The sequence below is a fragment of the Burkholderia sp. WAC0059 genome (assembly GCF_002870125.1).
Taxonomy (GTDB): Bacteria; Pseudomonadota; Gammaproteobacteria; order Burkholderiales; family Burkholderiaceae; genus Paraburkholderia.
In genome coordinates, this window is the sequence record NZ_PNEO01000002.1 from 372,752 (window position 1) to 392,573 (window position 19,822).

At 67.6% G+C, this 19,822-nt stretch carries 18 protein-coding genes; 6 read left to right on the forward strand and 12 right to left on the reverse strand.

Translation table 11 applies throughout. The annotated features are described in order from the left end of the window. Nucleotides 1-82: 82 nt before the first annotated feature. The 8 genes from CY652_RS03555 to CY652_RS03590 all read right to left on the reverse strand — a co-directional run bounded on the left by CY652_RS03555 (nucleotide 83) and on the right by CY652_RS03590 (nucleotide 8,728). A complete protein-coding gene (locus CY652_RS03555) occupies nucleotides 83-805 on the reverse strand; it encodes a nucleotidyltransferase family protein (protein WP_102129298.1) in 723 nt (240 codons plus the stop codon). Further along, the gene (locus CY652_RS03560; protein WP_102129299.1) at nucleotides 802-1,971 is read right to left on the reverse strand and encodes an XdhC family protein; all 1,170 of its coding nucleotides are present in this window, start codon (nucleotides 1,969-1,971) and stop codon (nucleotides 802-804) included. The genes CY652_RS03555 and CY652_RS03560 overlap by 4 nt, the downstream gene beginning before the upstream one ends. A 1-nt stretch (nucleotide 1,972) precedes the next feature. After that, nucleotides 1,973-3,193, reverse strand: a complete 1,221-nt coding sequence (locus CY652_RS03565; protein WP_102129300.1) for a vWA domain-containing protein — start codon at nucleotides 3,191-3,193, stop codon at nucleotides 1,973-1,975. Then, a complete protein-coding gene (locus CY652_RS03570; protein ID WP_102129301.1) occupies nucleotides 3,187-4,080 on the reverse strand; it encodes an AAA family ATPase in 894 nt (297 codons plus the stop codon). Before CY652_RS03570 ends, CY652_RS03565 begins: the two co-directional genes overlap by 7 nt. Nucleotides 4,081-4,099: 19 nt before the next feature. Next, a complete protein-coding gene (locus CY652_RS03575; protein WP_102129302.1) occupies nucleotides 4,100-4,798 on the reverse strand; it encodes an SRPBCC family protein in 699 nt (232 codons plus the stop codon). Between the two features lie 51 nt (nucleotides 4,799-4,849). Next, on the reverse strand, nucleotides 4,850-7,261 hold the full coding sequence (locus tag CY652_RS03580) for an aerobic carbon-monoxide dehydrogenase large subunit (RefSeq protein WP_102129303.1): 2,412 nt from the start codon (nucleotides 7,259-7,261) through the stop codon (nucleotides 4,850-4,852). A gap of 16 nt (nucleotides 7,262-7,277) precedes the next feature. After that, complete coding sequence (locus CY652_RS03585) at nucleotides 7,278-7,799, reverse strand: (2Fe-2S)-binding protein (RefSeq protein WP_102129304.1); 522 nt, start codon at nucleotides 7,797-7,799, stop codon at nucleotides 7,278-7,280. Nucleotides 7,800-7,861: 62 nt separating this feature from the next. Next, complete coding sequence (locus CY652_RS03590) at nucleotides 7,862-8,728, reverse strand: FAD binding domain-containing protein (protein ID WP_102129305.1); 867 nt, start codon at nucleotides 8,726-8,728, stop codon at nucleotides 7,862-7,864. A 340-nt stretch (nucleotides 8,729-9,068) separates the two neighbouring features. Between CY652_RS03590 and CY652_RS03595 the strand changes: the two genes are divergently transcribed. Beyond that, nucleotides 9,069-10,484 (forward strand): alkaline phosphatase family protein, encoded by a 1,416-nt coding sequence (locus CY652_RS03595; protein ID WP_102129306.1) that lies wholly within the window; start codon nucleotides 9,069-9,071, stop codon nucleotides 10,482-10,484. Nucleotides 10,485-10,542: 58 nt separating this feature from the next. Here the strand turns inward: CY652_RS03595 and CY652_RS03600 are convergent, their stop codons facing one another. After that, entirely contained in the window at nucleotides 10,543-11,055 is a 513-nt protein-coding gene (locus tag CY652_RS03600; RefSeq protein WP_219723697.1) for a cupin domain-containing protein, read from the reverse strand. Nucleotides 11,056-11,884: 829 nt separating this feature from the next. Here CY652_RS03600 and CY652_RS03605 point away from each other — a divergent pair. After that, entirely contained in the window at nucleotides 11,885-12,802 is a 918-nt protein-coding gene (locus CY652_RS03605; RefSeq protein ID WP_180970392.1) for a PilZ domain-containing protein, read from the forward strand. A gap of 66 nt (nucleotides 12,803-12,868) precedes the next feature. Here the strand turns inward: CY652_RS03605 and CY652_RS03610 are convergent, their stop codons facing one another. Beyond that, complete coding sequence (locus CY652_RS03610; protein ID WP_219723698.1) at nucleotides 12,869-13,738, reverse strand: alpha/beta hydrolase; 870 nt, start codon at nucleotides 13,736-13,738, stop codon at nucleotides 12,869-12,871. 217 nt (nucleotides 13,739-13,955) lie between these two features. Between CY652_RS03610 and CY652_RS03615 the strand changes: the two genes are divergently transcribed. Then, a complete protein-coding gene (locus tag CY652_RS03615) occupies nucleotides 13,956-14,615 on the forward strand; it encodes a M24 family metallopeptidase (protein ID WP_219723699.1) in 660 nt (219 codons plus the stop codon). A 186-nt stretch (nucleotides 14,616-14,801) separates the two neighbouring features. Then, the gene (locus tag CY652_RS03620) at nucleotides 14,802-15,755 is read left to right on the forward strand and encodes a helix-turn-helix domain-containing protein (RefSeq protein WP_102129308.1); all 954 of its coding nucleotides are present in this window, start codon (nucleotides 14,802-14,804) and stop codon (nucleotides 15,753-15,755) included. 17 nt (nucleotides 15,756-15,772) lie between these two features. Here the strand turns inward: CY652_RS03620 and CY652_RS03625 are convergent, their stop codons facing one another. Together CY652_RS03625 and CY652_RS03630 are read right to left on the reverse strand one after the other, a co-directional pair. Continuing rightward, nucleotides 15,773-16,933 (reverse strand): NAD-dependent formate dehydrogenase, encoded by a 1,161-nt coding sequence (locus tag CY652_RS03625; RefSeq protein ID WP_102129309.1) that lies wholly within the window; start codon nucleotides 16,931-16,933, stop codon nucleotides 15,773-15,775. A gap of 318 nt (nucleotides 16,934-17,251) precedes the next feature. Continuing rightward, nucleotides 17,252-17,767, reverse strand: a complete 516-nt coding sequence (locus CY652_RS03630; protein WP_102129310.1) for a GNAT family N-acetyltransferase — start codon at nucleotides 17,765-17,767, stop codon at nucleotides 17,252-17,254. 152 nt (nucleotides 17,768-17,919) lie between these two features. Here CY652_RS03630 and CY652_RS03635 point away from each other — a divergent pair, with 152 nt between their 5' ends. Continuing rightward, nucleotides 17,920-18,498 (forward strand): GNAT family N-acetyltransferase, encoded by a 579-nt coding sequence (locus tag CY652_RS03635; RefSeq protein ID WP_102129311.1) that lies wholly within the window; start codon nucleotides 17,920-17,922, stop codon nucleotides 18,496-18,498. A 410-nt stretch (nucleotides 18,499-18,908) separates the two neighbouring features. Then, complete coding sequence (locus CY652_RS03640; protein WP_102129312.1) at nucleotides 18,909-19,814, forward strand: alpha/beta fold hydrolase; 906 nt, start codon at nucleotides 18,909-18,911, stop codon at nucleotides 19,812-19,814. The last annotated feature ends 8 nt before the right edge of the window (nucleotides 19,815-19,822 follow it).

Here is a 19,822-nt window from a genome sequence, read left to right on the forward strand (position 1 = left end):
GTGCAACGCGGCACAGCCGTTGTGCGTGACGGCGGATAGGCTTGCGGCGGCGGCGAGGAGATGACGCCCCGCGCGAGACGACTCAACCGTGTTCGGTAGCGGAGACAACCGGCATGCGTCCCGTCGGGTCGGCGCCGCCCGACGCAGCGCCGGTCTCACCGACGCCTGCCTCCCCGCCGAGCCGCGCGACGATGCGCGCGTAGTCCTCGGGCGTATCCATGTCGGTCGTGAAGCGATCGTGCGCCGCCTCGTGGACGAACACCTCGTCGCCATGCTCGGCGATCAGCTTGCGACAGCCCGGATTGACGTGTCCGTTGACGACCTCGGGCGTGTAGCTCGCGGCGAACAGCACGGGATTGCCGCGCTCCCCGCCGGACATGGGCACGAGAATCGAGCCGCGCGGCCTCGCCGCCCAGGCTTCGACGAGTTCGCGATAGTCGGCGGCTTCGAGCAGCACCTGGTCGGCGAGGCAGATCATGACCACATCGCAGGGCGACTGCAGCGCGGCCACGCCCGCCGCGACCGAAGTCATCTGCCCCTGCGCGTAGCGCGGGTTGCCGCGGAAGGTGACGGGCAGGCCGTCGAGCGCCTCGAAGATCGCGCGGCCGTTGAAGCCCGTCACGACGACGACTTCCCGCGGCCCGGCGTCGAGCACGGCCCGCACGGTGCGCCGCACGGCAGGCTCGCCGCGCAGCGGCAGCAGGAGCTTGTGCCGGCCCGCCATCCGGCTCGACAGTCCCGCCGCCAGCACCACGGCCGAAAACGCCGTCGCGGCGGGGGATGGGGAAGATGCGCATGCGTTCATCGTCCGGCTCCCATGGACGCCGTTGCGGCAATGCTCATGTACCGCTCGGGCGTCTTCTCGAACTCGACCTTGCAGCAGTCGCAGCAGAAATAGACCTTCTGCCCGCCGTGCTCGATCACGTGCTTCGCCGACGCGATCTCGACGCTCATGCCGCAGACGGGGTTCACGTAGCGTCCCCCGGCGGCCTGCGGCACGCCGCCGAGTTTGGCAGCCGGTTCGTCGCCGGATTCGCCAGGCTCGCTCACCTCGCCGCACGGCATCAGCGGTGGCACGCGCTCGCTCGCGAGCGCGGCGTGCGTACGGGCGGCCCCGCCGGAAGCAGCAGGGCCTGCCGCCTGCCCGGCGGCGCCCGCCTCGGCCTGCTCTAGCTCGCGGCGCATCGCCACGAGCCCCGCCACCGCCCCGAGCGCGATCTCCTGCGGCGTCTGCGCGTGGATCGGCGGCCCGGCCGGCGCATGGAGCGCCGCCAGCCGCGCCTCGTCGATGCCGCGCAGACGCATCGTCTCGCGCAACCGGTCCGCCTTGCGGCGGCTCGCGATCAGCAGGACCGCCGCGGCGCCGCTATGCAGCGCGGCTTCGAGCGCGTCCTCGTCGCCGTCGCCCTGGGTCGCGACGAGGGCCAGCAGCGGCGCCATCGCCGTCATCGCCGCCGCGTCGAACCCCGGCATCACGTGCGACACGCCCGCTGCCGCGAACGACTGGGTCGCCACGCCGAGCGCCGAACCGACGGCCGCGCCCACGCGCAACCCAGCGCGCTGCGCGAGCATGCACGCCTCGAGCGCGGCCGGCGTGGCGCCCAGCACGAGCACGAGCGGCGCGGGCACGGTCGGCTGGATGAACAGCTCCAGCGCGCCGTTGCTCGCGCACGGCATCGCGTGCGACTCGACGCCTTCGTCCGGCGCCTGCGGCTCGTTGCTGATGCGCACGCGCCGCGGCTGGCCCGCGCGGATGGCCTGCCGCGCGGCCTCGATCACGATGGCGCGCGAGCAGCCGCCGCCGATCCAGCCGTGCAGCGTGCCGTCGGCCTCCACGAGCGCCTGCGCGCCGACCCAGGTCGAGGTGGGCGGCGCGGCACGGATCACGGTCGCGACGGCGAACGGCTCGGCGGCGTCGATGAGACGCTGTTCGAGTTGCAGCAGGGTATCGGTGTCGGTTTCGGTATTCATTTCATTGCAGGACGGACAGCACCTGGGGAAAGATTTTCTCGAGACTCGCGAGGTCGCGCGCGCCGGCGAAGAGGTCCAGATACGGCAGCGCGGCCTGCATGCCGGCGCTCGCCGGCGTGAAGCCGGGCCGGCCGGCGAGCGGATTGAGCCAGACGAGCGCGCGGCAACGCCGCCGGATCGACGCGAGCGCCTGTTGCAGCCGCGCAGGGTCGCCCGCGTCGTAGCCGTCGCTCACGATCACGACGGCCGTGCGCGCGTGCAGCAGGCGCGCCGCGTGGAGCCGCTCGAACGCCTCCAGGCTCTCGCCGATGCGCGTGCCGCCAGCCCAGCCCGCCGAAAGCAATTGCAGGCGCTCCTGCGAGCGCCACGGGTCCGGGTCGCGCAACGCCGCGTCCACGCCGACGAGCTGCGTGTGAAAGATGAACGTGTGGACGTCGGAGACGCGCGCGCCCAGCACGCGCGCGAGCCGCAGATAGAAGAAGCTGTAGAGGCTCATCGAGCGGCTCACGTCGAGCAGCAGCACGAGGCGTGGACGCTGCCGGCGCTTGCGGCGCCAGGCGAGGTCGAGCGGCAGGCCGCCGTGCGACAGGCTGCGGCGGATCGTGCGGCGCAGGTCGATCGAGCGGCCCGCGTTCGCGCGCTGCTCGCGGCGCATCTGGATGCCGCGCAGCCGCTGCGCGAAACGCCGGATCGCGTCGTCGATCGCGAAGAGCGCGTCGGGTTCGTTCAGATGGCGGAAGTCGGCCTGCGCGAGCGAAGCCGCCGAACTCGCGCCCTCGTCGGCGGCCCCGCCTTCGCCGGGCGAGCCGCCGTCGTCGTCGCGCGCGGCCAGCGCCACCGGCATGCCTTCGCTCGCGTCCGGCGCCGACGACGCGGCCTCGTCGCGTTCGAGCGCGCCCGCGCCCGAGGCCTGCGTGCGCACGAGCCGGCGCCGGTTCGGCGCGAGAAAATACGCGTCGAACAGTTCGTCGAAGCGCCGCCATTCGCTCGCGCGCGAGCACAGCAGCGCGCGCAGGCTCCAGCGCAACACGTCGCGGTCGAGCTGGCCCATCCGGTGCGCGACCTCCATCGACGCGGCCACGTCGCCGCTCGTCACGCCGAAGTCGTTCGCGCGCAGCCAGCCCGCGAAACCCGCATAGCGCGCGACGAGCGTCTCCTCGAGGCTCGCGTCCGGCGCGCGCCGCGGTCTGCCTTCGATCCCGCAATCGATGCCGGTCAACATGACGCCACCAGTTTTTCCACGACGGGACGCGTGAAGCCCGCCCGGTCCTCGCGCGTTTTCACGAGCGCGGCGAGCGAGTCCATGATCCGCTCGACGCCGTCCTCCTCCAGCCCGCCGATGCCGAGGCGCAGCAGCGCGGCCACCCAGTCGAGCGTTTCCGCGAGGCCGGGCTTGCGCCGCAATTCCATCTGCCGCACCGACTGCACGAACTCGACCACCTGGCGCGCGAGCCGCTGCGGCACCTCGGGCACGCGGGTCTGCACGATCAGCAGCTCCCGCTCGTAGCTCGGGTAATCGACGTACTGATACAGGCAGCGGCGGCGCAGCGCGTCGGAAATTTCACGCGTGGCGTTCGAGGTCAGAATCACGTAGGGACGCTCGGTCGCGCGAATGACGCCGAGCTCGGGAATCGACAACTGGAAGTCCGAGAGCAGCTCGAGCAGATAGGCCTCGAACGCTTCGTCGGTACGGTCGATCTCGTCGATGAGCAGCACGGGCGCCGGCGTGGTCGTGATCGCCTCGAGCAGCGGCCGCCTGAGCAGATAGCGCTCGGAGAAGATGTCGCGCTCCTTCTCGGGCACGGGCCGCGCGTCCTGCTCCAGCAGCTTGATGGCCAGAAGCTGATGCTGATAGTTCCACTCGTAGAGCGCCGCGTGGGCGTCGAGGCCTTCGTAGCATTGCAGCCGGATCAGCCGCGTGTCGAGCAACCGCGCGAGCGCCTTCGCCACCTCGGTCTTGCCGACGCCGGCCTCGCCTTCGAGCAGCAGCGGCCGGCGCATCTCCATCGTCAGGAGCAGCGCGGCGGCGAAACTGCGCTCGGCGATGAAGCCGTGAAGGGCGAGCTTCGCCTGCAGATCGACGACGTCGGGCATCCGGTCGGTCGCCATGGTCGCCTCTCGCCGCCGCTCACGCGGCCTTGCGCGAGAAGAGCCCGCGCAACCAGTCGCGCAGGATGGCCCAGGCGAACGCAAGGCCGTTCAGTTCGGCGCGGGGCGCCGGGGACGCGGGCGCCGACATCGTGCTTTCCGCTTCGCGGTCGGCCGGAGAACGGGGCGAACCGGCCGCGTCGCCCGTCGTCGCGCCGGCGGCCCGGGCGCCGGTCGTCGTCGCCGCGCCCTGTGGGGCCTGCGAGTCCTGAGATCGCGCCGCGTCGAGCCGCGCCGAGAAGTTCGCGACGAACTGCTTGAGCATCTGCTCGGCGACCGGGCCCATCAACCGCCCGCCGAGCGCGGCGGCCTTGCCCGTCATCGTCACTTCGCTCTTGCCGGCCAGCTCGCAGGCCGCCCCAGCTTCGCCGGCCTCGCGCACGAGGGCCTCGAGATCCATCGACGCCGCCGAGGCCCCGGTCGTGTCCGTGCCCTTGCCGAGCAGATGGAGACGCCGCAGCGCGCCGTCGAGCGCGAGCACCTCGATCTCGCCCTTGAACGACATCGTCGCCGGCCCGAGCCGCACGGTAATCGTGCCGTGGTAGTGCGTGTCGTCCACGCGTTCGGTGATCTGCGCGCCCGGCATGCAGCCGGCCACGGCCTCGATGTCCTGCATCAGCCGCCACGCGTTGTCCGCCGTGGCGGCGAGCGGATAAACCTTGTCGAGTGTGACTTTCATCGAACCATCCCTTGCCGGTTCCTTGCGCTCCCGAAACGGGCGCGGCCGGCGTTACGGCCGCGCGAGCCCAAGCTCGCGGCATTGCTGCCAGACGCGCCAGGCGTTGTGCGGCATGTTCATGTGGGTGACGCCCAGATGCGCGAACGCGTCGACGACGGCGGAGGTGAAGCACGGGATCGAGCCGACGTGCGGCGACTCGGCCACGCCCTTCGCGCCGATCGGGTGATGCGGCGACGGCGTCACCGTGTAATCGGTTTCCCAATGCGGCGTCTCGACGGCAGTCGGCACGAAATAGTCGAGCAGCGTCGCGCCGAGCAGGTTGCCCGACTCGTCGTAGGGCAGTTCCTGGCCGAGCGCGACCGCGAAACCCTCGGTCAGCCCGCCGTGAATCTGCCCTTCGATGATCATCGGATTGATCCGCGTGCCGCAGTCGTCGAGCGCGTAGAACCGGCGCACGCGGATTTCGCCCGTGTAGCGGTTGACGTCGAGCACGCAGACGTAGGCGCCGAACGGGAACGTGAAGTTCGGCGGGTCGTAGTAGTCGACCGCCTCGAGGCCCATCTCCAGCCCCTCGGGCACGTTGTTGTAGGCGGCCCAGGCGACTTCCTTCAACGTCTTGAACTGGTCGGGCGAACCCTTCAGCACGAAGCGGTCGAGGTCGAACTCCACGTCGTCGGGGCTGGCTTCGAGCAGATGGGCCGCGATCTTGCGGGCCTTTTCGCGAATCTTGCGAGAGGCCCGTGCGACGGCCGCGCCCGCCACCGGCGTGGAACGCGAGCCGTAGGTGCCGAGGCCGTAGGGCGCCGTCGACGTATCGCCCTCCTCGACCGCGATCTGCGAGGCCGGAATGCCGGCCTCCGAGGCGATGATCTGCGCGTAGGTGGTCTGGTGGCCCTGCCCCTGCGTGATCGTCCCCATCCGCGCCACGGCCGAGCCGTCCGGATGCACGCGGATCTCGCACGAGTCGAACATGCCAACGCCGAGGATGTCGCACATCTTCGACGGCCCCGCGCCGACGATCTCGGTGAAGTTCACGATGCCGATGCCCATCAGCCATTCCGCGTCGGGGTCGGCCCGGCGCTTCGCCTGCTCGGCGCGCAGCGCCGGATAGTCGACGGCGGCCAGCACCTGGCGCAACGCCGGCTCGTAGTTGCCGGAGTCGTATTCGAGGCCGAGCGGCGTCGCGTACGGAAACTGTTCCTTGCGGATGAAGTTGCGCAGCCGGATTTCGGCCTTGTCGAGGCCGAGCTTCTGCGCGAGCACGTCCACCATCCGCTCGATCAGATAGACGGCCTCGGTCACGCGAAACGAACAGCGATAGGCCACGCCGCCCGGAAACTTGTTGGTGTAGACGCCGTCCACCGAGACGAACGCGTTCGGTATCGCATACGAGCCCGTGCAGACGTGGAACATGCCCGCCGGCCACTTGCTCGGATCGGCACAGGCGTCGAACGCGCCGTGGTCGGCCGTGACGTGCACGCGCAGCGCCTTGATGCGCCCGTCGCGATCGGCGGCCAGTTCGCCCGTCATGTGATAGTCGCGCGCGAACGCGGTGCTGCTGAGGTTTTCCGAGCGCGACTCGATCCACTTGACGGGCCGCCCGAGCACGATCGAGGCGACGATGGCCGTCACGTAGCCCGGATACACGCCGACCTTGTTGCCGAAGCCGCCGCCGATGTCGGGCGAGACGATGCGGATCTTCGATTCGGGAATCGACGAGAGCATGCCGACCACCGTGCGCACGACGTGCGGCGCCTGCGAGGTGATGTAGACCGTCAGGTCGCCGCGCGCCTTGTCGAACGACGCGACGCAGCCGCAGGTTTCGAGCGGGCACGGATGCACGCGCGGGTAGAGCATGTCCTGCTTCACCGTGACTTCGGCGTTCTCGAACGCGCGGTCGGTCTTGTCCTTGTCGCCGACGTTCCAGGTGAAGATATGGTTCGGATGCCGGCGCGCGCCGTGCGCGCCCGCCTGCTTGTCGCGGATGTCCTCGCGTATCACGGGCGCGTCGGGCGAGAGCGCCCTGAACGGATCGACGACGGCCGGCAGCTCCTCGTACTCGACCTCGACCAGCTCGGCCGCGTCGGCGGCCACGTAGCGGTCGTCGGCGACGACGAACGCCACCTCCTGGTTCTGGAAGCAGACTTTCTCGTCGGCGAGCACGGCCTGCACGTCGCCGGCGAGCGTCGGCATCCAGTGCAGCTTGAGCGGCTTCAGGTCGTCGGCCGTCAGCACCGCGTGCACGCCGGGATACGCGAGCGCGCGCGACTTGTCGATCTTCTTTACGCGCGCGTGCGCATAGGGACTGCGCACCATGACGCCGAACAGCATGCCCGGCATCTTGACGTCGTCGACGTAGGTGCCCTTGCCCTGAATGAAACGCGGATCCTCGCGGCGCTTGCGCGAGCAGCCCATGCCTTCCAGCGCGGCGAGACGTTCGAGATCGGCATCGAGATGGCCCATGATTGTCTCCCTCGCCTCAATGCGCGGCCGCTTCGATGAGCGGATGCGACGTTTCGGGCGCTTCGCCGCGCAGCTTGCGCGCGGCGTACTGCACGGCCTTCACGATGTTCTGGTAGCCCGTGCAGCGGCACAGGTTGCCGGCCATCCAGTAGCGGATCTCCTCCTCGGACGGATCGGGATTTTCCTGCAGCAGGCGCCAGGCGCGCGTCAGCATGCCCGGCGTGCAGAAGCCGCATTGCAGCCCGTGCTCCTGCATGAAGCCTTCCTGTATCGCATGCAGCTCGCCGCCCTTCGCGAGCCCTTCGACGGTAACGATCGAAGCGCCCTCGGCCTGCACCGTCAGCACCGTGCAGGATTTCACGGACGTCCCGTCGAAATCCACCGTGCAGGCACCGCAATGCGAGGTGTCGCAACCGATGTGCGGGCCGGTGTGCAGGCACTTCTCGCGCAGCGTGTGAATGAGCAGCTCGCGCGGCTCGACGACCACGTCGGCCTCGCTGCCGTTCAGCATGAAGGACACCATGACTTTCTTGACCATCTCGCTTTCTCCCGGGTCTCCCCCAATCTCTTCCCGCAGGCATCCGATGCCCGCCGGCACGCTCAATGCGCCGAACGCGAATACGCGGTGTGCAGCGCGCGGCGCGTCATCTCGCCGGCCATCGCGGTCTTGTATTCGGTGTCGCCGCGCAGGTCCGGCGCCGGATTGCAGACGGCCATGGCCCGACGCGCCGCCTCGTCGACGGACTGCGCGTCGAACGGCTGACCGACCAGCGCCGCCTCGGCGTCGGTCGCATGAATGACGGTGTCGCCGACGTTCGTGAGCGCGATGCGCGCCTCGCTCACGACGCCGTTCGCCATGCGCAGCGTCACGGCCGCCGCCGCCGTCGCGAAATCGCCGGTCTTGCGCTTGAGCTTCGCGTAGCAGTAGCCGGTGCCGGGCGGCGGCACCGGAACGCGGATGCCGGCCAGAATCTCGCCAGGTTCGATCTGCGTGGCGTAGGTGCCGAGAAAGAAGCCGTCGGCGCGCGCCGTGCGCTCTCCCTGGCCGCCCTTCAGCACGAACGAGGCGTCGAGCGCGATCATCAGGGCCGGGTGGTCGTTGCCGGGGTCGCCGTGCGCGAGGTCGCCGCCGACGGTGCCGCGATAGCGCACCTGCGGATCGGAGATGAGCCGCGCGCCCTCGACGAGCAGCGGACAGCGCGATTGCAGCACCGGCGACCAGATCAGCTCGTTCTCGGTCGTCATCGCGCCGATCCAGATCGTGTCGCCGTCGTCGCGGATGCCCTTGAGCTCCTCGAGCCTGCCGAGGTCGATCAGGTGGTCGGGCTCGGCGAAGCGCAGCTTCATCATCGGCAGCAGGCTGTGGCCGCCGGCCAGCACCTTGGCCGTGTCGCCGTGCGTGCCGAGCAGCGCGAGCGCTTCGGGCAGGGTCCGCGGAGCGTGATATTCGAATGGCCGGGGAATCACCGCTGTCTCCTTGTTGTCGTCCGCCTGATGCCGAGCATTTCACAATGCAACGCAGCAATTCAACGCGTTTTCCCGAACGGCGGCTTGGCTGCGCCAGGTGCCGGTATCGCTGCGCGAAATGAGGCCGCGATGCGCGCGACGGGGCACGATCCGCGAAAACCCACGAAACATCCATGAAAGACCGACGAAGCCCCGCGACGATCGCGGCAACCGATGGAGGACGGCGGGCAGGACCCGCGGGAACGGCCGGGGGAGAAAATCGACGGGCGCGACCGTGACACAGTCCTGCCGCCGACCGGCCGATACACTAGCCGTTTGAACCGGGCAAGGAGGCGCCGACATGCCGAAGATCCTGCAGAACGTCAGGCACATCGTCGTGGTGATGTTCGAGAACCGTTCGCTCGACACGATGCTCGGCCTGCTGTATCCGGACGGCGCGCTGCCGGAGCGGGTGCTGCCGGCCGGCAGTCCGCCCGCGTTCGACGGCATCCGGCCCGGCATGTGGAATCCGTCCGGCTCGGGACAGCCGGTGCCGGTCTCGTTTCCGGCCACCGGCCCCACGGTGCCGAACCCGGACCCGCAGGAAACCTTCGACAACGTCACCGCGCAGATATTCGGCCCCGCAGCAAATGCGCCCGACGCGCCGTGGCCGCCGATGTCGGGCTTCGTCGTCAACTACGAGACGACCTCCACGAAGGACGCGAGCCAGATCATGCAGATCCATACGCCCGCGCAATTGCCGGTGCTCTCGACGCTGGCGCGCGCGTATGCGGTATCGGACGCCTGGTTCGCCTCGGTGCCGAGCCAGACCTGGCCCAACCGGTCGTTCGCGCACGCCGGCACGTCGAACGGTCATGTGAACAATGGGGACGTGCCCGATCCGCTCGTCTGGAACGTGCCGACGATCTTCAACGTGCTCGGTGCGATCGGCACGAGCTGGGCCGTGTATTCGGACTCGCTCGTCGGGCCGTCGCTGACGCGAACGATGTTCCCGACGTTGTGGGACGAGCGGTTTTCCGCGAATTTCCAGCGCTTCGACGCGTTCGTCGACGCCTGCGCGACGGGCCGGCTGCCGCGGTATTCGTTCCTCGAGCCGCGCTTTCTCATCGATCCCAGCGACCAGCACCCGCCCCACGACGTCCGCGCGGGCGAGCGTTTCCTCCACGACATCTGGACGGCGGTCAGCCAGTCCCCGGCATGGCCCGACACGCTGCTGCTCATCACCTACGACGAGCACGGCGGCTGCTTCGACCACGTGCGGCCGCCCGACCGCGCAAAAGCGCCGGACAAGGCCAGCGCCCCCGGCGACGAGGGATTCGGGTTCGACCGGTTCGGCGTGCGCGTGCCGTTCGTGGCCGTCTCGCCGTACATCGCGCCGGGCACCGTGTTCCGCTCGCCGACGGACACGCCGTACGATCACGCGTCGCTTCTCGCCACCCTGCGCGACTGGCTCGACATTCCGGCGGCGGACATGCTGCCGAGCGCGCGCGTCGCCGCGGCGCCGACGTTCGAGCAGATCCTGACGCTCGCCGCGCCGCGCGGCGACCTGCCCGCAATCGCGAAACCGGCGAACCCTCTGCTCGCCGACCTGCTGGCCGACGCGCTTTCGCAGCCGCTCAACGATCTGCAGAAGAGCCTCGTCGCGGGCGCGGCCCGCCGTTACGGCCTCGACCCGCGGGCGACGCTCGACGCTTTGCCCACGCGCCGGCACGCGGCGGATTTCTTCACGCGGGAAAATCCCGGGAATCTGCCCTGACCCGGAAAATCCGGCGCGAACGCGGCGCCGTTCGTCTGCCCGCGGTCGCGCCGTTGCGTCACACGGCCCGAACCAGCGGCTTGTCCGGCTCCGCGAGACGGATGTCCACGGGACCGATCCCGCAGATGGCAATGACGACGGGCTCCGGTTCGCCGCGACGCACGCCGTCGTAATGCCAGGTTCGCGCGATGCGCCGCACGAACGTGCCGGCCTTCACCGGAACGGTGTGCCCGGGGTCGAAGTCCGCGCCGCTGTTGATCCACCAGGTGCCGGAGAGCACCACGCACAGGCGGTCCGACGCGTAGCTGTGCGGCGCGCTCATGTAGCCGGGATACCAGCGCAACAACGTGTAGTAGATGCCTTCCTTCGTCGGGCTGCTGTAGAGGAGCGCGTTCTCGACGCTCTTCGGCGGCGAGCCGGCCTGCCGGGTGAATTCGATGTCGTTGGGCAGCGTGTACATCGTCTCGCTGGTGTTGATCGGACTGGCCTCGGCCGTGCCGGTCAACAGCAACGGGGCCAGCCCTCCCAACAGGGCCAGCATTTCGCGTCGGCTGACGTTGTCTCCCGCCATCAAAGCTCTCCTTGTGCTGTTTAATTCCTGCGAATGCCCAAGCGTGCGCGCGGCACGGCCCGCGCTTCGCTGCTTCGCTCGCGACTGCGTGGACACGTCACTATAGGCAGGCCATAAGGGGACCGACACTCCCGATCTACCCCTACTGGCGCATAGCCGATCCTGTCACGATTGCCAGCTTCGAATGAAAACCGGCAATTGATCTGCCACTTTAATTCGACGACAGGACGAGCGGCGCCGGAAAATTGTTTTTGCATAGCTTTCTGGACTATCATGCGGCGACATGATGGAATTTTTAGAACGAGAGACGAAGGTTTAATCGGGGGTCCCCAACGATGCCTTGCCATTGCGAACGGCAATTCACAGCATCCCGGAAGCCGGAATATTTCACCGACTCGCCGCCATCGGAATCCGCGCGGCGAAACTCGATATATCTCCCTTTCTGAAACAGTCCTGATTTCCGGATCGGATATTTTCCGATTTTACGGAAAATAAGTCCGGAATAACTTTAAGGATTTACGGCTGGATTTAGCAGCAAGGCGGCGTAATGCCGGCATCCGCGTCACAACGGCGAAACAGCATGAAGGTATGCTTGCGCCGCTGGCGCGGGAGCGCCGGCGAAAAATTCACGCCAGCCGACACTCGGGCCGGCCTCCGGGGCAAAGAGGACGGACCGTGACGAAGCCCGGTCGGCGGCGTGCAGCAGTGCAAACCCGATTAACTGAAGGAGTACGATCGGTTCGACATGGACGGTCCAGCCGAAGCGCAGTGCCGCACCTGTGGCGACGCGGCGAATCTGGACATTGTCCCGACAGAGTGCTTAAAAAATATGCTCATCAAACTCTCCACCGGCGACGTTGGGCTTGGCCAGCCAACCGACTTTGCGGTCTACAGCAACGACGGCAAGCTCCTGCTTCAGAAGGGGCATGTCATCGACTCAGAGGGATTGCTTCAGCAGCTTTATCGTCTCGGATACCGTAAGGACACGGAAGCCGGCGGCGGCGGCGCGGCGCACGCGCATGCCCATGCGTACCCGGGCGGCGCCGATCCCAACGCGCTGCTCTTCGGCACGGCCCATCTGGACCCCGTGCAACCGGACAAGACGCCGGCCGCGCCGAAGAAAACCGCGACGCTGCCCAATCTCCAGGAGAAAGTGGAGTTCTTCCATCTGACGCGCGCAGGCAGCGCGGACGCCCTGCGCATGGAACTCGCCGGCGTCATTCCCGACGCGGCGCTGATCGCCCGCCACGCGAGGCCGGATGCGCCGATGCTGGCGGCGGGAACGGTCTACGAGGCCCGGCTCTTTACCGGCTCGCGAGTCTTCAAGTTCTCGACGGCGCTGCTGCCGGACAGCGCCGGCCCGCTGGGCTGCTATTTCCTCCGATACCCCGAATCCGTTTCCCATGCCGTCGTGCGCAAGCATCACCGCGTCTCGACCTCGATCGCCGGCAAGCTGCGCACCAACGAATACCAGCGCCCGATCGTGGACGTCGTCGTCGAAGACATGAGTTCGGTCGGCGTGGGTATTTCGACGGGCGAGGATTGCCTTTCCGTGGGACAGAACGCTCACCTGGCGATGAACCTCCCGATAGACAACCGCCATCGGCTCGTTTCGGTGGTCGTGGAAGTCCGGAACCGCCGGCAGGAAGGCGACCTGTTCAAGTACGGGCTCGAAATCGTGCAGTTGTCCGACGAAGTCCGGCGCGACATCAAGGACTTCGTGCTCGAGAGCGTCGCGGCCGACTGAGGCGTCGAAAGCAGCGTTGCGACCCCGGGGCCGGAAAAGCGCGCGCGCATCGCGCCGTCCGGTCGCTCAAGGACGGGACCCGCCTACGCGGCGCATCCAGCCGTCGATATCGTCGACGACTTTTTCCTCGATGCCGAAATAGCCGTGCGGCGATAACGAACCGCAGGCGTTCGCGGACTCGGCCGTACCGCCCTGCTCCAGCAGCACCGTCGTCGACGCATGGCTCATCGAGCGCGCGATGTCGGCCGCCATCGAAGGCGGCGCGACGCGACAGGCGTCGTCGCGGTTCGCCACGACGAGCGCGGGTACGCGGACGTCGGCCGGCTGCGCGTCGAACACGGTCTCGTGAGAGTGGCCCAGGATCGAAACCGATTCGGTCAGGACGACGCCGGCCAACTGATCCGGCCCGGCGTGGGAAGCCGCGCTCATGGCGGCAATCGATCCCTGGCTCGTGCCCATCGCCCAGACCGGGACATCCGATAGCGAATGGGCGAAAGCCAGAATCTGCCCGATGACGGCCGCGTACGCGGCGGTGCTGCGCTGCCCGCGCATCGACCGATGGCCGATGGCGTCGACGATCACGACGCCATAGCCGCGCCGGGCCCATAGCTCGCGCGTGCGCACGACGAAGTTTTCGCCGTGCCGGATGTCGCCGTCGCGCCCGATGCCGATGTCGCCCGCGCCGCCCGGAAACATCACGATGATGCCGCGCAGCGCGGTCCTCGGGCCATAGAACAGCACCCGCTGGCGCGCCCCGTCCGCCAGCGGCAAATCGCGGACGACGATTTCCCGGGCGTCGGCCGGCGCGGCGACGGCCTGGCTGTCCGCGACGGCCGGCGCCGCCTGCGCGGCGACGACCACGCAATGCCCGAGCAGGCATATCGACGCCGCAGCGGCATGAAAACGAAAACGACGACTGATTTTCTCGAACGACACCGATCCCCCCAATTTCCGTAAAAGACGCCCCCGCCCCGCGACCGGGCGGCGGGCAGCCCGTGCCGGCGGCCGCGCGTTGGCGGAGGCGTACGGCATCATACGGCGGCATCCGTCCAACGTGGCACAGGCCAGCCGACCCCCGGCCGTCCCGGCACCGCTATGGACACGCGCCGGACATCGTTATATTTTTACGGATATAACGGTTGTGGAGCGGTTCGTGGACATAGACACAAGGCAGGCGGTGGGCAGCCGATACGTGCTGGAGCAGATGCTGTACGCCCGCGACAGGACCTGGGAAGTCATCGACTGGGCGGCAAGACGGATCGAGCCGGGCATGTGCGAATCCGAGGCGGTCGCCCATTGCCGGGTCATGCTGCAGGAGCTCGGCATGGACCGGATATGGCATCCGGCCATCGTCCGCTTCGGACCGAACACGCTGAAGACGTTCAGGCAGCGCTCGGACGGCGATCCGCGCCTGCGCGAGAACGACATCTTCTTCATCGATCTCGGCGTGGTCTGGCACGGACACGAAGGCGACGCCGGCGCGACGTTCGTGGTGGGCGACGACGCCGGGATGAAAGCCTGCGCCGAAGCCGCGCGAACGCTGTTCGAGGAAGTGAAGCGCCGCTGGCAGACGGGCGGCGTGGCGGGCGTCGAACTGTACGCGTTTGCGGAGCAGCGCGCGGCGGAACTCGGCTGGCGGCTCAATCTCGACGTCAAGGGGCATCGCGTGTCGGATTTTCCGCACGCGATATACCAGGCCGGCGATCTCGGCGATTTCGATGCCTGTCCCGACATCGGGCTCTGGATTCTGGAAATCCAGCTCGCTCATCCGACCCGGCCTTTCGGCGCGTTCTACGAGGATCTGCTCGCCTGACGCGCTGCGCGTTTCAGGCGGGGTTCAAGCCAGTTTCAAGCAGCACAGGCCGCCCTTGGCCGACCGTTCGAACTGTGCTCCGGACGGCACACGAAAACTGTTTTCGTGCCCGCCCGGGCGGGTCCGTATTCTGCGTGGACACCCGTTCCCGAATCGGGATCGCCCGGAAACAGGAAGGAGACGCCCATGCACGCGAATGCCTGCCACACCGCTGCCGGATTGCCAAGCGTGCTGGCGGACGAGCCGGCCTGGCGACAGTTGCCGTACCGTTCGTCCCACCGGGCACTCGATCACGTCGCGATCGGGCACTGGGCCGACGGGCGGATCGGGCGGCGCGAGCTGACGGCGCCCGTCTTCGACGGGCACTATACCGTCAGCATTCTGCTGGGCCGCGCGAGCGTCGACTGCTACAAGAACGGACGCCTCCTCGCCCGCGGCACCGGCGGCCCGGGCGGACTGCAGTTGACCGCGCCCGGCGAACGGGTCGTCTGCGCCTTTCGCGGCGAGAACGAAGCGCTGCATCTGTTTTTTCCCGCCGTTCTCGTCGAGGCCGAGCATGGCGCGGCGCCGCGCCTTGACGACCCCGCGTTTCGCGTCGATCCGCTACTCGTGCCGTTCGCGCAGCGCTGCGCGTCCGCGCGCGAGCGCGGCGGTCTTCGGCCAGGCTCGCGGCCCGACGGCAACGACGCCGTACGCGAAATCCTGCATCACGTACTGTCGCGCTACGTCCGCGAATCCGCGCGCGCAACGCAGACGCGCGGATTGTCCCGACCGCGGCTGCGGCGGGTCGTCGACTACATCGACGCGAATCTCGCCGAACCCCTGACGCTGCACGACATCGCGTTGCACGCCGGATTGAGCCGCATGCATTTCGCGGCGCAGTTCCGGCTGGCGACGGGCCGAACGCCCCACGCGTTCCTGATGGAACGGCGCATCGAACGCGCGAAATCGCTCATATCGCAGGGCATGACGATCGCCGAGGTTGCGCAGGCAGTCGGATTCCAGGGGCAGGCGCATTTCACGACCGTATTCTGCTCGCTCATCGGCATGCCGCCGGGACGCTGGCGCACGGAACGTCGGCACAGGGTTCCCCGATGCGATGAAACCGGCGACGGGCGCAATACGCGGCCCGTCGCCTGAGACGTCGCCCGCGCAGTTCAGTCGAGCTTGTACGAACCGGCGCCCGTGCCGGCGAGATTGCCGCCGTCGACGATCAGGTATTCCGGCCGGATCGGCTTGCCGCCGAAGAAGCATTGCAGAATCTCGAGCGTGCCGGCTGCATAGCGCGCCTGCCCCGAGAGCGAAGTGCCCGAGATGTGCGGCGTCATCCCTTCATGCGGCATCCGGCGCCACGGATGATCGACGGGCGCAGGCTGCGGATACCAGACGTCGCCCGCATAGCCGGCGAGCTTCCCCGATTCGAGCGCGCGCACGACCGCATCGCGATCGCAAAGCTTGCCGCGCGCGGTGTTGATCAGATAAGTGCCGCGCTTCATCAGCGCGAACATCCGGTCGTCGAACATGTGCTCGGTCGAGGGATAGAGCGGGGTTTGCAGGTTGACGACGTCGCAGACCTTCACGAGCGACTGCGGCGTGTCGTGATACGTGAGGTTCAGTTCCTTCTCGATGTCGGCCGACAAACGGTGCGGATCGTAATAGTGCAGATGCACGTCGAACGGCTTGAGCCGGCGCAGCACCGCGAGACCGATGCGCCCGGCGGCGATCGTGCCGAAATGCATGCCTTCGAGGTCGTAGCTGCGGCTCACGCAATCCGCGATGTTCCAGCCGCCGTTGGCCGCGTACTGATGCGACGGCAGGTAGTTGCGCACGAGCGAGAGCACCATCATCACGACGTGCTCGGCCACGCTGATGCTGTTCGAGAACGTGACTTCGGCCACCGTGACGCCGTGCTGCGCGGCGGCTTTCAGATCGACGTGATCGGAACCGATGCCGGCCGTCAGGGCAAGCTTCAGCTTCTTCGCCTTCGCGATCCGCTCGGGGCTCAGATACGCCGGCCAGAACGGCTGCGAAATGACGACGTCGGCGTCCGGCAAATGCCGCTCGAACGTCGAGTCGGCCCCTTCCTTGTCGCTCGTCACGACGAGCTCGTGGCCGAGGCTCGTCAGGTACTGGCGCAGGCCGAGTTCGCCGGACACGCAGCCGACGAGATCGCCCGGCTTGAAGCCCAGCGTGCCCTCGGGCGAGGGCACCGTCTGCCCGTTCGGGTAGCGCGTGATGAGCGGAATGTCGTCGCGCGCGTAGCGCGGCGGATAGCCGGTGACCGGGTCCGGATAGAGCACGCATAGAACTTTGGCCATCTTTCGTCTCCTTGGAGGTCGCGCCGGACGGGACTGCCCGGAACGCACGGCCAAGTCTGAAGATTCCGCGTGCGGGCGGCTTTCGGATTTGCACGGTTTTGCGCGGGGGCGGCGCGTGGTTGGTGCCGAAAGCCGATGGCGTTCATGCTGCTTCGGCCAGCCCGGCCGCATCGGAGACACTGGTGCCCGTCGCCCGTTTGCCGGACGAATCGATTCCCGCATTATCTGATTTGACGGACGATCAGGGACGCGTCCATACCGGTTGGGGATTGCGCCTCGTGCGCGCGCGGGCACGTTGAGGCGCCCGGCAATCGCCTCTCACCGTGATTCGGGCCTGTCGGCGAGCAATGCCCATCGCTCGTGATCCCGCCATTCTCCGTCGATGCGCAGATAGCGCGGCGAAAAGCCTTCTTTCCGAAACCCAAGCCGGCGCACCAACGCTATCGACGCGCGATTTTCCGGCTGGATGCTGGCTTCCAGCCGATGCAATCCGAGGTCGTCGAACGCATGGTCGACCGCGAAACGCAACGCTTCGGTCATCAGCCCTTTCCGGCTGAATTTCGACATTCCGTAATACCCGAGATAAGCGCTCTGGAAAGCGCCCGCAACGATTTCGTTGATATTGACGACGCCGACGATCTGCCCGGAAATCCGCTCCCGGGCCACGAAGCCGACGTTCGGTCCGGTCAGGCAGCGCGCGAACCAGGCGTCGAAACCCGCCCGATCCGTGAAAGCGACGACCCACGGCAGGTGGTAATGCCGATTTTCGCGGTTGGCGGAGATCAGGTCGGCGGCGTCGCCGCGAACTACGCGATTGAGTTGGATCAGGCTCATATCTGTATCGGCAACGGATTGTGCAAGTCGGTCGTCATTGGGCGAACGATAACCGATTTCCGTTTTCCATAAAAATTCCGGAATTCAAAATCTTTCCGGTTAGCGAAAATACTTCGTGGTTTAATCGGGCTTATTCCCGCATTCCGCCCGACATGCGCCTTTTTGAACCCGTCATCCTCACCACTGCGCGCCTGAAACTTCGCCCGCTTCGCCACGACGACGTTCACGCCTTTTTCGAAATCTGGTCCGATGCCGAGGCCATGCGTTACTTCTCGTTCCCGGCCATGACCGGCATCGGTCAGGCAACGGATCGCCTGGCCCGTCTGCTGAAGACGTGCGCCGAAGGCAAAGACCTGGTTTGCACCGTGGAATTACAGGCCACGGGCGAAGCACTCGGCGATTGCGCTTTATTCCATGCGGATGCGCAATGCCGGCGCGCCGAACTCGGTTTCTGCCTGAAACGCCGGCACTGGGGAAACGGCTACATGGCCGAAGCGGCGTCCGCGCTCATTGCGCACGCATTCGATACCGTGATTCTGAATCGAATCGAGGCGGACATCGACCCGCGCAACCTCGCGTCAGCCCGGCTCCTCGAACGGCTGGGGTTCAGCCGCGAAGGCCTGCTGCGCGAGCGCTGGATAATCGGCGACGAAGTGTCGGACAGCGCCCTGTACGGACTGCTGCGCAGCGATCCCCGGCCGGCGCCCTCGCCTCAACGAATCGACGCGTAGACTCTCGTGTCCCGAAGTCGGCCGCCCGGCCAGGTTTGTCAGGCGACTCAGAGGAACGGCCGGCTGACACGACATCCTCGCGTTCCAGCCAGGCCGACAGGCGCGATGACGACCGCAGTATTCATCGCGCCGCTTCCCGGGCGGGCGCAAGCGTTTCTATCGCTCCAAGTCTGTCGGTCGACGGTTCGTGCCGCTTGCCCGTGCGACTTGTATCATCCCACTAACGGCTCGACGGAATGCCTCGATGAACGCCCTCATATCTGCGGTGCTCATTTACGTGCCCGATGTGCCGGCTGCACTGGACGGGTATCGGGCGGATTTTCGCCGATTGGAGGACCCGTGGGGACATTGCATCGGCCCGCGCAGTTAACGGAACCGCCGGAGCACAATCCGTCAAGGAAGGAGGAGCGATGACGATCAAGCACATTCGTACCGACCTGCTGAACGTGGCCTTGGTGGAAACCGGCCATCCGCAGGGATGGCCGGTCGTGCTGCTGCACGGCTTTCCCTACGACATACACGCATACGACGAAGTCTCGCCCCGGCTGGCGGCGGCCGGCGCGCGCGTGATCGTGCCCTACCTTCGCGGCTACGGAGAAACGCAGTTCCTGTCCGCCGGGACGTTGCGCTCGGGCCAGCAGGCGGCGCTCGGCGCCGACCTGCTCGCGCTGCTCGACGCGCTGCACATCGAACGCGCGATGCTGGGCGGCTATGACTGGGGCGGACGCGCGGCATGCATCGTCGCCGCGCTGCACCCCGGACGGGTCAGGGCGCTGGCGACGGTCAACGGCTACAACATCCAGGACATCGCCGCGTCGGGTCGGCCGGCCGCGCCGGAAAACGAATATCGCTACTGGTATCAGTATTACTTTCACGGCGAACGCGGGCGCGCGGGACTGTCCGAAAACCGGGAAGCGCTTTGCCGGCTGCTATGGCGACTCTGGTCGCCCACCTGGCACTTCGACGACGCGCGTTTCGCCGATACGGCCGCCGCGCTCCACAATCCGGACTTCGTCGACGTGGTGATTCATTCTTACCGGCATCGGTACGGGCTCGTGCCCGGCGATGCGCGCTATGAAGCCATCGAGCGGCAGCTTGCGAAGCTGCCGGCGATCGAGGTGCCGACGATCTCGCTGGACGGCGAAGACGACGGCGTCCTGGCCGTCGGCGGCACGGCGCATCATGCGTCCCGCTTCACCGGCCCGTATGAATATCGCCTCGTGAAGCACGCCGGGCACAACCTGCCTCAGGAAGCGCCCGGCGCGTTTGCCGATGCGTTGCTCGCCCTGGCGGCCAATACGCAAGGGAACAGGTGACGGGGCTG

Coding starts and splice junctions, on each gene's coding strand:
- CY652_RS03630 (WP_102129310.1), bottom strand. CDS start 17,767: ATGAGCCTGATCCAACTCAATCGCGTAGTTCGCGGCGACGCCGCCGAC.
- CY652_RS03600 (WP_219723697.1), bottom strand. CDS start 11,055: ATGGCGGGAGACAACGTCAGCCGACGCGAAATGCTGGCCCTGTTGGGA.
- CY652_RS03595 (WP_102129306.1), top strand. CDS start 9,069: ATGCCGAAGATCCTGCAGAACGTCAGGCACATCGTCGTGGTGATGTTC.
- CY652_RS03640 (WP_102129312.1), top strand. CDS start 18,909: ATGACGATCAAGCACATTCGTACCGACCTGCTGAACGTGGCCTTGGTG.
- CY652_RS03585 (WP_102129304.1), bottom strand. CDS start 7,799: ATGGTCAAGAAAGTCATGGTGTCCTTCATGCTGAACGGCAGCGAGGCC.
- CY652_RS03625 (WP_102129309.1), bottom strand. CDS start 16,933: ATGGCCAAAGTTCTATGCGTGCTCTATCCGGACCCGGTCACCGGCTAT.
- CY652_RS03620 (WP_102129308.1), top strand. CDS start 14,802: ATGCACGCGAATGCCTGCCACACCGCTGCCGGATTGCCAAGCGTGCTG.
- CY652_RS03565 (WP_102129300.1), bottom strand. CDS start 3,193: ATGTTGACCGGCATCGATTGCGGGATCGAAGGCAGACCGCGGCGCGCG.
- CY652_RS03635 (WP_102129311.1), top strand. CDS start 17,920: ATGCGCCTTTTTGAACCCGTCATCCTCACCACTGCGCGCCTGAAACTT.
- CY652_RS03575 (WP_102129302.1), bottom strand. CDS start 4,798: ATGAAAGTCACACTCGACAAGGTTTATCCGCTCGCCGCCACGGCGGAC.
- CY652_RS03605 (WP_180970392.1), top strand. CDS start 11,885: ATGCTCATCAAACTCTCCACCGGCGACGTTGGGCTTGGCCAGCCAACC.
- CY652_RS03570 (WP_102129301.1), bottom strand. CDS start 4,080: ATGGCGACCGACCGGATGCCCGACGTCGTCGATCTGCAGGCGAAGCTC.
- CY652_RS03580 (WP_102129303.1), bottom strand. CDS start 7,261: ATGGGCCATCTCGATGCCGATCTCGAACGTCTCGCCGCGCTGGAAGGC.
- CY652_RS03555 (WP_102129298.1), bottom strand. CDS start 805: ATGAACGCATGCGCATCTTCCCCATCCCCCGCCGCGACGGCGTTTTCG.
- CY652_RS03560 (WP_102129299.1), bottom strand. CDS start 1,971: ATGAATACCGAAACCGACACCGATACCCTGCTGCAACTCGAACAGCGT.